General features: G+C 40.5%; 13 protein-coding genes. 5 read left to right on the top strand and 8 right to left on the bottom strand.

What is annotated here, in order from left to right; all coding sequences use genetic code 11:
• Position 1: 1 nt before the first annotated feature.
• Positions 2-1,051: a histone deacetylase family protein gene (locus H3299_RS00140; protein ID WP_182418344.1), complete on the bottom strand. Its 1,050-nt coding sequence runs from the start codon at positions 1,049-1,051 to the stop codon at positions 2-4.
• Positions 1,052-1,323: 272 nt separating this feature from the next.
• On the opposite strand from H3299_RS00140, the gene H3299_RS00135 reads away from it, so the two are divergent.
• From H3299_RS00135 to H3299_RS00115, 5 genes are all read left to right on the top strand, one after another.
• Positions 1,324-2,364, top strand: coding sequence for a class 1 fructose-bisphosphatase (locus H3299_RS00135; protein WP_182418343.1), 1,041 nt, complete (start codon positions 1,324-1,326; stop codon positions 2,362-2,364).
• Between the two features lie 12 nt (positions 2,365-2,376).
• Complete coding sequence (gene fba, locus H3299_RS00130) at positions 2,377-3,441, top strand: class II fructose-bisphosphate aldolase (protein ID WP_182418342.1); 1,065 nt, start codon at positions 2,377-2,379, stop codon at positions 3,439-3,441.
• A gap of 324 nt (positions 3,442-3,765) precedes the next feature.
• Positions 3,766-5,517 carry a thiamine pyrophosphate-binding protein gene (locus tag H3299_RS00125; RefSeq protein ID WP_182418341.1) on the top strand — a complete coding sequence of 584 codons (1,752 nt, stop codon included), beginning with the start codon at positions 3,766-3,768 and terminating at the stop codon, positions 5,515-5,517.
• 86 nt (positions 5,518-5,603) lie between these two features.
• Positions 5,604-6,896 carry an MFS family transporter gene (locus tag H3299_RS00120; protein ID WP_246708095.1) on the top strand — a complete coding sequence of 431 codons (1,293 nt, stop codon included), beginning with the start codon at positions 5,604-5,606 and terminating at the stop codon, positions 6,894-6,896.
• A gap of 105 nt (positions 6,897-7,001) precedes the next feature.
• A complete protein-coding gene (locus tag H3299_RS00115; RefSeq protein WP_182418339.1) occupies positions 7,002-7,781 on the top strand; it encodes an IclR family transcriptional regulator in 780 nt (259 codons plus the stop codon).
• Between the two features lie 74 nt (positions 7,782-7,855).
• Here the strand turns inward: H3299_RS00115 and H3299_RS00110 are convergent, their stop codons facing one another.
• The 7 genes from H3299_RS00110 to H3299_RS00080 form a co-directional block, all read right to left on the bottom strand.
• On the bottom strand, positions 7,856-8,620 hold the full coding sequence (locus tag H3299_RS00110) for an ABC transporter ATP-binding protein (RefSeq protein WP_182418338.1): 765 nt from the start codon (positions 8,618-8,620) through the stop codon (positions 7,856-7,858).
• 54 nt (positions 8,621-8,674) lie between these two features.
• The gene (locus tag H3299_RS00105) at positions 8,675-9,412 is read right to left on the bottom strand and encodes an ABC transporter permease (RefSeq protein ID WP_246708094.1); all 738 of its coding nucleotides are present in this window, start codon (positions 9,410-9,412) and stop codon (positions 8,675-8,677) included.
• A gap of 1 nt (position 9,413) precedes the next feature.
• Positions 9,414-10,127 carry an ABC transporter permease gene (locus tag H3299_RS00100; RefSeq protein ID WP_246708093.1) on the bottom strand — a complete coding sequence of 238 codons (714 nt, stop codon included), beginning with the start codon at positions 10,125-10,127 and terminating at the stop codon, positions 9,414-9,416.
• A 163-nt stretch (positions 10,128-10,290) separates the two neighbouring features.
• A complete protein-coding gene (locus H3299_RS00095) occupies positions 10,291-11,088 on the bottom strand; it encodes an ABC transporter substrate-binding protein (RefSeq protein WP_246708092.1) in 798 nt (265 codons plus the stop codon).
• Positions 11,089-11,285: 197 nt separating this feature from the next.
• Positions 11,286-12,083 (bottom strand): dimethylarginine dimethylaminohydrolase family protein, encoded by a 798-nt coding sequence (locus tag H3299_RS00090; protein WP_182418336.1) that lies wholly within the window; start codon positions 12,081-12,083, stop codon positions 11,286-11,288.
• 546 nt (positions 12,084-12,629) lie between these two features.
• The gene (locus H3299_RS00085; protein ID WP_182418335.1) at positions 12,630-13,091 is read right to left on the bottom strand and encodes an Lrp/AsnC family transcriptional regulator; all 462 of its coding nucleotides are present in this window, start codon (positions 13,089-13,091) and stop codon (positions 12,630-12,632) included.
• A gap of 268 nt (positions 13,092-13,359) precedes the next feature.
• Positions 13,360-14,073 carry a GntR family transcriptional regulator gene (locus H3299_RS00080; protein ID WP_182418334.1) on the bottom strand — a complete coding sequence of 238 codons (714 nt, stop codon included), beginning with the start codon at positions 14,071-14,073 and terminating at the stop codon, positions 13,360-13,362.
• Between the last annotated feature and the right edge of the window lie 86 nt (positions 14,074-14,159).

Below are 14,159 nucleotides of genomic sequence, written 5' to 3'. Positions count from 1 at the left end.
CTTATATTTTGGCTAAAATGCCGGTTAAAAACGCTTTGAGGCAATCGCCAATAACACTCACCTGATAACCACCCTCTTGGATAATCACCACAGGAATACCCAAACGTGCAACAAGGATGGCGGCTTTATGAAAGGCATCGGTCGTCACTTTAACAATGCTTAAAGGATCATCCTTATGGGTATCATAGCCAAGGGCAAGAACCACAACTTCAGCGCCATAATTCTTAACATAATCAACGCCTAAACCCACGCCGGTTAAAAAACTTTCATCATCGCTATTGGCGGCAATCGGAATATTAACATTATAGCCCAAACCTTCACCATAGCCTTTTTCATGCTGATAGCCGGTATAAAACGGATAATAAACTGATGTATCAACATGGACAGAAACCGTCAAAATATCGCTGCGGCGATAAAATATTTCTTGTGTGCCGTCCCCATGATGGGCGTCAATATCAAGAACAGCGATTTTTTTAAATTCTTGCCGTAAATGCTCTGCAGCAATGGCAGCATTATTCATATAGCAAAAGCCCGAAGCACGATCGGAACGGCAATGATGCCCAGAAGGGCGGCAAAGGGCGTAAGCGACTTTTTCACCTTCAAGAATAGCCTCAGCGGCAGCCGTTGCACTATGGGTTGACCGTAAAACCGATAGGTAAGTAAACTTGCTAATTGGCACAGCAAGATCACCAAGATAATAACCGCTTTGGGCAATAAGATGATTACTTGGACAAGGAGGGCGCCTATCCTTAGCAGGATCACCATTCCAATAAGGGAAGCTATTGGGTAAAACCTCTACCCCATGCATGGGTAATTCCAACCAACGACTATAAGCTGTTTCAAGATAATCAAGATAATAGTTGGGATGAACTTTTAATGCAGCAAGGCGGCTATAATCTTGCGGTGTTTCAACGCTTACGCCCAAATTTTCAAGAGCGATCAAAAGCTTTTGTGTTCGCAATGGACTATCGGTGGGCTTTGCTATTTCGCCATAACGCATAAATTGTTTTGGCTCATGCAAAGCCTGATCTTGATGATAAAAACCGCGCATTCTTCCTCCCCCTAGTAACACCACCTCCAATAAAAAGCTTCTTTAAAAAGCTAAAAAGTGTTACAACTTACAAACTATGCCACTGTTAAATAGGCAATTCAATAGAGTTCTTATCAGCGCATTTGATACAACTTTACGCGATGAAACTTTTTATTATTATTTTAATAACAGTTTAGCCTATTGCTTTTATTGCCAAGGTGCTATTGAATTACAGTAAAGCTGCTAAATATTGTTTCAATGAACTGAGGCAAGAAATCTGTGAGACTGTTTAAATGAAAAACCATCATGATGCTGAAAGGCTAAAGCTAATTGGCGATGACGAAACCATAGATTTTATGCCCCTTGAAACTTATTTAACCAAGTGGATGCATGGTGACGGTGCAAAAATAGCAATTGTAAAACTGATTGAGGCTATTTGTCTTGGTGCCTTTAAGCTTTCTAAGCGTGTAGCTGGCGGCCATCTTTATGGTGACCCGGGTCGCCTCGTTGGTTCCAATAGCGATGGCGATCTACAAAAAAGCATTGATGTTGGCTCGCATTATTTATTTTCTGAACTATTATTGGAAGCAGGAGCTGGCAAGCTTTTATCGGAAGAATCTGAAGATGTTATAAGCAATCCCGACGGCGGTGATTTTGCTGTTGCATTTGATCCGCTTGATGGCTCAGGCAATGTCGGCATTGGCGCACCAATTGGCACATTTTTTTCGATTTTTCCAAATTCTTATAGTCATGACCCATTTTTAGTAAAGGGTAGCGAACAAGTGGCTGCTGGCTATATTTCTTATGGTCATAGTATTGATTTTGCTCTATCGGTCGGCGATGGGCTTATTTTGGGTGCGATGGAGCCACAAAGCGGCATTTTTTATATTTTACAAGAAAATGTTACTCTTGCCCCTGAAACATCCGACCTTGCTTATAATGCTTCAGTTTATCGCCATCTTTTTCAGCCAATGCGTCAATATGTTGATGATGTTCAACAAGGTAAGGTTGGGCCGCGCGGCAAAGATTTCAACATGCGTTGGCTTGGCGCTGCGGTTGGCGAGCTCCATCGTATTTTTCAGCGTGGCGGCCTGTTCTTTTATGTCAATGACCAGCGTAAAGGCTATGAAAATGGTCGCCTAAGACTAATTTACGAAGCATTTCCCATTGCATTTCTCTGTGACGCTGCAAAAGGCAAAGCCACTGATGGTATGCAAGATATTCTTGATATTGTACCAGCTAGTCATCATGCTCGCACACCACTGATTTTTGGTGCAGCCAATGAAGTCGATACAATCAAGACCTATCATACTTTAACCCAAAATCCCGAATGAGGAGAGTTTTTCATGGCCCGTATTACCCTTCGCCAATTGCTTGATCATGCAGCAGAACATGATTATGGCGTTCCAGCGTTTAATATTAATAATATGGAACAGGCACTTGCCGTTATGGAAGCTGCCCACGCGACTAATTCACCGGTTATCATTCAAGCATCGCGCGGCGCGCGCGCTTATGCCCATGACATCATGCTGCGTCATATGATGGATGCAGTGGTTGAAATTTTCCCTCATATTCCTGTGTGCGTGCATCTTGACCATGGTAATGGCCCAGCAACCTGCATGACCGCACTACAAAACGGTTTTACATCGGTAATGATGGATGGTTCGCTTAAAGAAGATGGTAAAACACCTGCTGATTGGGATTATAATGTGGGTGTGACCAAACAGGTTTCAACCATGGCTCATTATGGCGGCGCTTCAGTTGAAGGTGAACTTGGTGTGCTTGGCTCACTTGAAACAGGTCAAGGTGAAGCTGAAGATGGCCACGGCGCAGAAGGCGTTCTAAGCCATGACCAATTATTGACTAATCCTGATGAAGCGGTCAAATTTGTGCTTGAAACCAAGGTAGATGCTTTGGCTGTTGCTATGGGTACCAGCCATGGTGCTTATAAATTTACCCGTAAGCCTGATGGCAATGTTTTGGCAATGAGCGTTATTGAAGAAATCCATCGCAAATTACCAAATACCCATTTGGTGATGCATGGTTCTTCATCAGTTCCGCAAGAGCTACAAGATATCATCAACCAATATGGTGGCGATATTAAGCCAACTTGGGGCGTGCCAGTAGAAGAAATCCAACGCGGCATCCGCCATGGTGTGCGCAAAATCAACATTGACACCGATTGCCGCATGGCAATTACGGGTCAGATCCGCCGCGTTTTTGCTGAAAATCCATCAGAGTTTGATCCACGTAAATATTTGGCACCAGCGCGTGAAGCGGTTACCAAGCTTTGCAAACAACGCTTTGAAGAATTTGGCACGGCAGGCCACGCCAGTGCGATTAAGCCATTGCCACTTGCTGACATGGCAAAGCTTTATGCTGAAGGCAAACTTGATCCTATTGCTTCTTAAAAACTAAGCTATTTAAACAAATTAAAGCCGCGTGCCATTTAAAAAATGGCACGCGGCTTTTTATTTGATCAGCATAACATATTTGCCGTGTACTAGCGTCAGCAATAAAAATACAACCTAATTTAATCAAAAATCATATTCGCTTTCGCACCTAAAATTTTAACAAATAAGCTCAAACCACCCTATTTTCACCAGACTAAATCCGCTCAGTTGAATTAAAAATTCTGCTGAATAAAACCTGTTGACTTTTTTAAAAAAATAAATAATTCTACTCAATAGAAAAAATAATTCTATTCAACGGAATTTACTGGGGAGGATAAATTGATGACAAATAATAATAGCAGCGATTTAAACGGCATTGAAATGCAAGGTGGGGAAGCTGTTGCGCGCATCCTAAAAGCTTTTAACTGTGGTCCGATGCTTGGCATGGGGGGCTTCCAACTACTACCTATGTATGAAGTTGCTGATAAGCTTGGTTTAGATCATTATTTAATCAATGATGAACGAGCCGCCGCCTTTGCAGCTGATGCCTATGCCAAAGTAACTGGTCGCGTTGGTCTTGCAGATGCGTCTTTAGGACCGGGAGCCACTAATCTTGTCACTGGACTTGGTGAAGCACTCAATGCTGGTACTCCCATGGTATGTGTCATCGGGGATACCCATCGTGATCACTCATGGAAGAATATGACACAAGAAGTGCGTCAGATGGACGTATTACGTCCGGTTTGTAAAGAACTTATCCGCATTGAAACAATACAACGAATCCCTGAACTAATGAAGCGCGCCTTTGCTGTTGCGACCTCTGGCCGCCCTGGACCAGTTGTGGTGGATATTCCAGAAGATATCATGCATGCAGTCCATACTTTCTTTGCTGATGATTTTGAGGTTGACCCTGCTAATGAAAGTGTACCAGCTTTGCGTTGCCGGCCTGATAAGGCTAACCTAGAAAAAGCAGCTGCTGCCTTAGCCAAGGCAAAGCGCCCGTTAATTCTTGCTGGCGGCGGCGTGCATATTTCAGGCGCAAATCATGCATTGGAACAATTTGCGCAAGCAACCAATATACCCGTTGCCCATACTTTAACCGGCAAGGGAGCAATTGCTTGCACAAGCCCACTCAATGCAGGGCTCTTTGGTCGCTATGACCGAATTGCCAATAAGCTGATTGAAGAAGCCGATATATTATTTGTCGTTGGCTGCAAATTAGGCGAAATTGCCACCAAGCGTTATACATTACCACCAAAAGGCAAAACAATTATTCACCTTGACTCATTACCTGAAGAATTTGGCCGCACAACCAAAGCAGACATTATTTTATGGGGTGATGCACGCTGTGGGCTTGAAGATATGCTTGACGCGTTAAGCGACAAGACATCACAATTATATGCAAACCACCAAGCTTATATTGATGATGTCGGTAATCGCATGGATACATGGCGCAAGGATGTTGCAGAACGCCTATATTCAAATGAAAAGCCAATTAATATGGCACGACTAATGACCGAATTGAACACAGCATTGCCTAATGATGCAATCTTGGTTGCCGATGGTGGATTTGCAGCTCATTGGAGCGGTCTATTATATGATACCAAACAAGCAGGACGTGGCTTTTTGCCTGATCGCGGTTTCGCGTCAATTGGATATGGATTACCTGGCGCCATCGGTGCAGCGCTTGCCGCGCCGGAGCGTACAGTTATGGCACTTACTGGCGATAGCGGCTTTTGCATGGTTTTAGGAGACTTGGAAACCGCAAAGCGGCTTAACCTTAATATTACAATTATAGTCGTCAATAATGCGGCTTCTGGCTATGTTAAAGCCTTGCAACACTTAGTCTATGGCACAGGGCATTATCATTCATCTGACCTAAATGAAGTAGATTTTGCAAAAGTTGCAAATTCGTTTGGTTGCACAGGTATTCGCGTTGAAGATCCAGACCAAATTGGCGATGCCCTTCAACAAGCCATGACAATCAAAGGGCCTGTTGTGTTAGATGTCATTGTAACCCGTGATCCTGCCAAAATGCTGCCTGGTGTTGATAATCGCGCCGCTATTATAAAAAAGGGTGATCGCATAGCCTAATTTCAATCGCATTTGATTTGGTCTAACCACATTTACTCCCGATAAGGAGACGGGTTTGAATGTCTGGGGAACATCGGGAGGATTATATGACCAAAAAACCTAGTGAAACACGTAAGCGCATTATAGCTATATTTTCCAGTGCTTCGGGCAATTTGGTTGAATGGTATGATTTTTATATTTATTCTTTTACTGCGCTATATTTTGCATCATCATTTTTTCCACAAGGTGATAGAACAACGCAATTATTAAATGCCGCAGCAGTATTTGCTGCCGGCTTTTTAATGCGCCCCATCGGTGGTTTACTATTTGGAAGAATAGCAGACCGCATTGGCCGAAAAAAATCCATGCTGATTTCGGTTTTAATGATGTGCTCTGGCTCATTTATCATCGCTATATTGCCAACCTATGAAACTATCGGTGTATTGGCACCCATTCTTTTACTTTTAACCCGCTTAATGCAAGGCCTATCTGTCGGCGGCGAATATGGTACAACCGCTACCTATATGAGCGAAGTTGCAATTTCAGGTAAACGAGGATTTTTTAGCTCATTTTTGCATGTAACATTGATTGGTGGTCAGCTTACTGCCGTTCTCACATTAGTCATATTGCAGTCGTTGTTAAACGATCAGCAATTGCATGATTGGGGTTGGCGTATCCCATTCTTCATCGGTGGTATTCTTGCAATTGTTGCACTGATTTTGCGTCGTAACCTTCATGAAACTTCAACACCAGAAACACGCGCCAAGACAAAAGAAGGCAGCCTTATCGGGCTTTGGAAACAGCATAGACGCGCCATATTATGCGTCATGGGCTTTTCTGCTGGGGGATCTTTATTCTTCTATTCCTTTACAACCTATATGCAAAAATATCTTGTCAATACCGCAGGATTTTCCAAATCTGATGCCTCGTCAACCATGACATGGGCTTTACTTGGCTGCATGATTTTACAACCCATATTTGGTTATTTTTCCGATATTATCGGCAGGCGTAACTCATTACTTATCTGGAGCTTTCTTTCTATTTTTATTACAGTACCATTATTAACATTAATCGGTCAGGCGCAAACCTTAATGATCGCATTTGTGTTTATTATGGTGGGGCTTGCAACAGTGAGTATGTATAGTTCAATCAGTGGGTTGATTAAAGCTGAAATGTTTCCACCACAAGTGCGGGCGCTTGGTGTAGGCTTCCCCTATGCCGTTGCTAATGCACTTTTTGGCGGCACCGCCGAATATATTGCCCTTTGGTTTAAATCCATTGGCATGGAAAGTGGCTTCTTTTGGTATGTCACCTTTATGATGGTCATCACCTTTATATCGGTTCTAGCCATGCCAGATCCTCGCCAAAAAGGATATCTACAAGGAGAAGGTATTCATTAGACATTGCTATAAACTTGGTCATTTAATGTAATCAAGTAAACATTGCCCGATAATGTGGGATAGTATAGAGATAGCATAAATATCACTTGCTATTTTGGGAAGAAAATGACTGTTTCACCAAACCAAAATCAGGGAATTGAACGAACTGTTGCCCTGTTAAAAACGATTACGGATCATTGTGACCATGGTATAAAATTAGCCGATGTAGCAGAGCTCACGCAATTATCGCGTTCAACTGTCCATCGGCTTTTATCTGGCCTTATCCAAGTTGGATTGGTTGAACAAAATTCTGAAACCTTACGCTATTTTCCAGCCTTTTTATTATATAGGCTTGGCAATAAAACTGCCAAACGATTTGGCCTTTTAAACAGTGCGCAAGGTAGTATCGCTCGCCTTGCTAAAGAAACTGAAGACACCGTTTATCTTCAAATTCGTTCGGGTGATGAAGCATTATGCATTGCGCGGGAAGAAGGTAATTACCCAATAAAAACCTTAACCCTAGCCGTTGGTGATCGGCGTCCTCTTGGCATTGGTGCGGGAAGCTTAGCCATACTTTCATCTTTACCTGATTTGGAAATAGAAAGGGTTTTAAAGCGTAATATAAACCAAATTTCGTCATATGGTGAAAAAACCATAATACATATAGAACAAGATGCAAAAATTGCCAAAAAACAAGGATATACCTTCAATCCCGGCCACTATATTAAAGGCATGGGTGCAGTTGGACTGCCAATCATCGATCAAAAAGATAATCTAATTGGCTCACTAAGCATTGCCGCTATAGAAACCAGAATGACAGATGATCGTCGCCCTTGGCTCTATGAGTTGATGAAGCGCGAAGCCGCAACCATAATTGATATTATGGCCGAAAGTGAACAAAATTAACCTTTAAAAATATTGTTCACTAAATTAAACTATCCCGCACCCTATGTTGCTTTAGGAGCCATTTTTTATCGCCATCAAAGCATATTTAAAAACTGTTTAAAGCGTTCTGATTTGGGCTTGGCCATTATTTCACTTGGATGTCCCTGCTCTTCGATTAAACCCTTATATAAATAAATCACTTGTGTTGATATTTCACGCGCCAAAGCCATTTCATGGGTTACCATCACCATGGTACATCCATCATTTGCCAATTGTTTAATAACTTGAATAACTTCGCCAACCAATTCTGGATCAAGAGCCGATGTCGGCTCATCCATTAAAATTACCTCAGGCTTCATCGCAAGTGCCCGTGCAATAGCGGCGCGTTGTTGTTGACCACCCGATAATTGTAATGGATATTGATCTGCCTTTGATGAAATGCCAACCTTTTCCATAAGAACCTTGGCATTTTCAATCGCTTCATCTTTTGAAATACCAAGCACTTTGGTCGGTCCTTCAATAATGTTTTGTAAAATTGTTTTATGAGACCACAGATTGAAACTTTGAAAAACCATGCCTAAACGGGTGCGAATATGCTGCAATTGCTTTTTATTGGCTGCATATTGTTTACCGTTTTTTGCCAATTTTGTTTCAATAATTTCACCTGCAACACTGATCTCGCCAGAGTCGGGTGTTTCAAGATAATTTATACAGCGCAATAATGTTGTTTTGCCTGAGCCACTACTGCCAATCAAGGAAATAACATCACCCTTTTTTGCCTCGAAAGAAACGCCTTTTAGTACTTCAATATCGGCAAAGCTTTTATGAATATTTGTTACAGTTAATGCTTTGGCGGTCATTTTATGCTCCCAACTTCTTTATAGGAATGCTTTTAATTTTAAAACGTATTAGGCTTAATTGGATCTATAGCGCGTGAAATGTCTTTCAAAATGCGAGATCGATTTGGTCATTATCAAAACAACAACAAAATAAATGATACCTGCAGCCACCAATGGCTCTAAAGACAAGTTAAGGCTGCGCTGTAATTCGCGCGCTGTGCCCATTATTTCCATAACGGTAATTGTTGATGCAAGCGCCGTTGATTTAAGCAAAATAATCAAATCATTGGTTAAAATTGGTAAGCACTGACGAAAGGCGAGCGGCAAGGTAATGCGCATTAATATTTGGTTGGAACTCATGCCGATTGCTTGTGCTGCCTCTAATTGACCACGTCCAACCGACTTTATAGCACCGCGAATAACCTCGGCAGTATATGCGCCTTGATTAAGACTAAGCGCAACCAGTGCATACCAAAGTCCTTCACGCAAATAAGGCCACAAAAACGTATCATGGACTGGCAAATTAGGTAAAAGCTGTCCCACGCCTTGATAAATGAGATATAATTGAACAAGCAAGGGTGTGCCGCGAAACAAAAATGTGTAAAGGGCGGTTGGTTTTGATAGTAACCAATTGCGCGAATTTAAATTGATACCACCAATAGTTCCAATTAAAAGCCCAAATAAGCCAGCAACGAAAGTTAGAAATAAGGTGAGTGGTAAAGCATGCAAAAGAATGGGAATAAATTCTATAACCCGTCCAAAGAAAACGCCCATACCACCCAAGAATGACATATCAAATGATTGCTGATCCATATCAATACCCACGATTCAAGTGTTTTTCTAAACGCATGATAACGACAATAGAAACAAGCGTGATGACTAAAAAGAGAAACGCGGTAAAACCATAAAAGAAAACATATTCTCGTGTTGTCGAGGCGGCACGATAGCCAGTATAAAGCAATTCTTGGAACGAGCCTAAAACAGAAATAATCGCGCTTTCTTTAATGATTGATAACCATAAATTACTCATACCTGGTACGGCGTGACGCATCATTTGCGGAAATATAATGCGTGTAAATATTTGCCATCTGCTCATACCAATCGATAAAGCTGCTTCAATTTGGCCATTTGGAATGGCTTGCAAAGATGAACGCAAAACCTCGGTCATGAAAGCGCCATTGACGAAGGCAAGGGCAATAATTGCGGCCCAAAATGGGCTGAGTTGAAATTCGTCACCCACTAAGTTGCTTTGTTTGAGCAAATTTTCAAGGCCAGTTGCAACCGCAAAATAAAGCAATAACACCACCAGCAATTCTGGTAGGGATCTAACAATGGTTAGATAAATATTAGCTAAAACACGTAAAACTTTGTTTGAAGAAAGCTTAGCGCTGGCGGTAATCAACCCAAACAAAAAAGAAATGAAATATGCAACGAATGATAATTCCAACGTTAGCATAAAGCCCCAGAAAAACTGTTCGCCCCAGCCATCGTTACCCCATGATAATAAATGCAGATATTTTTCCATCATGCACCATTTACGAACATTAAATAACAGATCGTCATTCCATATCCCCTTTTTATAGTGATAAAGCTCAGCACAGAGACATAATATTTTATTTTTTGCTTTGAATTATGCTTTTAGCAGCTAAGATTTTTTGTTTCTTAATTTATAAAAATGCACAAGATATCGGCTACTCTACAGTGGCACTATCAACCCATTTATCTTGAATTTTTTTAAGCGTGCCATCATCAGCAAGCTCTTGTAATGCCTTATTGACAATATCTAGGGTCTTTTGGTCACCCTTTTTAATTGCATAGGCAACACCTTGCCCCAACATAACATTATCAGGAATAATGAGTTTAATTTCGTAATTTTGAGCAAACGGTGTTTTTAGAAAATCTTCCGAAAAAGGCAATGGTGCGAGCATATAATCGGTACGCCCTGCAACAAGGTCGGCGGCGTTGTTATCAGCCGTATCATAACTCTTTAAATGTATATTGGGTAAATATTTTTTCATATATTTTGATTGTACACTAGCAACCTGCACACCAATAATTTTACCTTGCAAACTATTCTGGTCTAAAATATCGCCTTTTCCATCTTCAGCTTTTATCGTTGCAATTACGGTTCGGTCTTTTTTGGCACCAACAACGGCTGTACCTTCAACAAAATAAGGCGTACTAAAATCGATTGTTTGGGCACGTTCTTCAGTTACTGAAAACGCACCAATCGCAAAATCAATCTTTTTTTCATTTAAGGAAGGAAGCAAACCATCCCAAGCCATGGATTTAAATTGGCATTTTACTTCAATGCGCTCACACAATGCGCGCGACAAATCAGCCTCTAAACCAATCCATTCGCCATTAGAGCGCACTGCCGTAAAAGGCAAATAAGGTTCAGGCGTCATGCCAAGCCGCAAAGGATTATCTGCATAAGCATAATTAGAAAAAAGAGAAAATATAACGAGGCTTAAAAACTTAATTTTCATTGTTTGACCTCCCAATCGATTAAAATACTTCATGTTTTATTGAGTATTTCGATAAAAACACTTAATATATTAACATGTAAAATATCCAGATAATAATATTTACTGACTTATTATTATTTTTTGCAAATATTACTGTATCGTGATTTTTAAAAATCACGATACATTTTTGATTAAACAAATTTATTATAAAAGATATTTTAATTTTTAAACCAACGCAGCGACATGCAAGATAAGCCAGCATCAATTTTGCCGATTTCGGTGGTTTTAAGCGGCACAACATTATAGCCATGGCCGGTTAGCAAATCGATTGTTTTTGGGAAGTCCGATCCAACAAATACGGTATCATTAACCCGTAATGCGTTTGCTGCAGCTTCTTCACCTTCTGGCACAATAATTTGACGGAAACGCGAAAACACACCAGAGGCGGCTAAGCGTGCAGTGGAAAAAATAGTTTCATCATCGAGCAAAGAACAATCAGTTTTAAAGTGTAATACACCTTTAGGTGTTTGAACAACTTCACCCTTTTTGCCCAATTTTGCAAGTGCTTCGATAAGATCTTCGGCGCCTTTTGCATCAGTTCTTGCAGATAGGCCAATCATAACGGCGTGGGGCGCGTTGAGAACATCGCCGCCATCTGCATAACCATTTTGTGGCAAGCGCAAAACCGTATCAAACATTTTTTCAATTGTTGGTGCAATTTCTTGCACTTCATTGATACGCGTTTCGGCGCCCGGACGAAGCAAAATTGCGCCTTCACTGAAAACGAGCGCTGGATCTTCAACAAAGATTGCATCTGGAAAAGCTTCAAGTGCAGGCAATACAGTAACATTCACGCCAGCAGTTTTTAGTGCTGCGATATAAGCATCATGTTCAGCCTTAACACCTTCATAGGTAGGATTACCACGATCATCAGCACGCAAACCATTAACGACCGAGCGAGAAGGCTCGCGGACAATCACTGAGTTAAAGTTATATACACTTCTTGTTGTAGTCATTTTGAACCCTTTTCCTTACAAAGTTATCGAAAAATTGAGTGCAACCAATTTTTGAAAACCTAATTTTTGATGGGACTAACTGCCATGATTACTTTACTTAAATAAAATTTTTAATTGGATACTAATAATATGAATAGTTATAATGAAGTATATTTAAAACACTTCATTTTAAACTATGAAATATCAATACAAACATCCAAAATCAAATAAAGCCATATCTATGACCAATAACTCCCAATCCTCCTCGATTTTTCGTAATATTAAAGTTACAGTTATAATTTTTTATTTAAAACTGTAAAAATATACAAATTTTCGCTAAAATTTATAAAATTCGGCAATGCTAATTATACAAATTTCATAAAACTTGCAATATTCGCAGCCAAAAACAATTCTTATTTTAGGAAATTTTGCCCAATAATTACACTAAAAAGAAAAATATATTTTATAACTGTTCTTAAAGTGAAGAATTTTTTGTAGTTATAATTCCATCTTGGTAAGTTAAGTCGGCTCAATATTTCAAAATCAACCGATAAAATTGCATGTATCTTAGCTAACACTACTCAGCAGTAAACTGGTCTCGCTATTTAAAACACCATCAATCGCGCGGATTTCCCCTAAAACACGGTCAAACTCTGCAAGATTATCTGTGGTTATATTAGCAACCAAATCCCAATTACCGTTAGTAGTATGCAATGTTTGAATAGCGGCAATCCCGCGCAAGTGGCGTATAACCTGTGTGGTGGATTTACCCACAACTTCAATGAGCATGATTGAATGAACTGCATTTGCGTCATAATCATCGCGAACACGAACCGTAAAATTACTGATTGTGCCATTATTGACCATGCGATCGAGGCGATTTTGCACTGTACCGCGAGATACTTTTAAAATGTCCGCAAGCTTAGCAAGCGGCGCTCTACCATCTTGCCTTAATAAGCCAATAAGGCGCCGATCGAGTTCATCAGGGATATATTTTGAATATAATGAATTTGAACTATTTTTATGCATTTTTATAACCCTGATAGTAAAATTTACAATTTAATGTTGATATTTTACAAGGGTCTATTAAAATTTACAATGTTTTCATTTTAGCAGAGCTAAAAATTTAAGCGTAATGAGTTTGTCTGTCAAAAGGCTTAAATTTTTGTGCCAAATTGCCATAGTTAAATTTATTAAAAAAACGAAGTAGGTTTTATCCACCATTTTGGTTGCGAGGGAAGCGCCGTGCAAGTAACGTGCAAGTAAACAGCTATATAACGGTAGGACTATTTGCTTGTTAAGACTTAACCGATCTTTTTACTTCTTCAGCTTCGATAAAACGTTTGCGGCCAAGATAGCCAGCACCGTCATCAATATCAGCAATGATTGCGGCTTTTAAAGCTGGACTATCCTTTTTCTCAAGAGCTGCCAAAGCTTCCTGATGATGATCGACAGTATAGCTTTCCGACAAATTTTCGGTGGCTTCACGCATAAATGGCCCAAGGCGCAGCCAAACAGATTCAATTAATGGCAATAAAACTGCGGCTGAGCGCTTTTGATATAAATAGCGATGAAAGGCAAAATTCTTTTCAATGCCAAGCTGAATATTACCGGTTTCATAGGCGTGATTGATTTCCTGATCAATACTGCGAAGGCGAGCAAGATCCATAAAGTCAACAAATGGCAAAGCGCGTTCTGCCGCCAATGTCTCAAGAGCAATACGGGCGGCAATGATCTCGTCAAATTTATTAGGATCAATATCAGGAATACGCACACGGCGATTATCAAGGTTTTCCAAGGCGCCTTCTGCAACCAAACGATGCAATGCTTCACGAATTGGCGTTGCACTCACATCCAGCAAATCGGATATTGCCTTGACCGTCACTGGTTGAGCTGGCGGAAAGTGCCCTGTCATAATTGATAGGCGTAGTGAGCGATAAACCCATTGCTTAATGGTTTCATCACTATGCTTTTCGTCTTGCAAAAGGTTTAACCCTGGCTTTTTTTTCATTGCTTTTCCTTGCCCAATTTTAAAATTGAGCCTTTTTAATTATGCCAGATATGAAAATATAAAATATCTTAACCAAACACCAGCAA

Source organism: Bartonella sp. HY038 (assembly GCF_014117425.1).
In the GTDB taxonomy this organism is placed as follows: Bacteria; Pseudomonadota; Alphaproteobacteria; order Rhizobiales; family Rhizobiaceae; genus HY038.
This window is presented reverse-complemented; position numbering and strand designations above follow the sequence as displayed.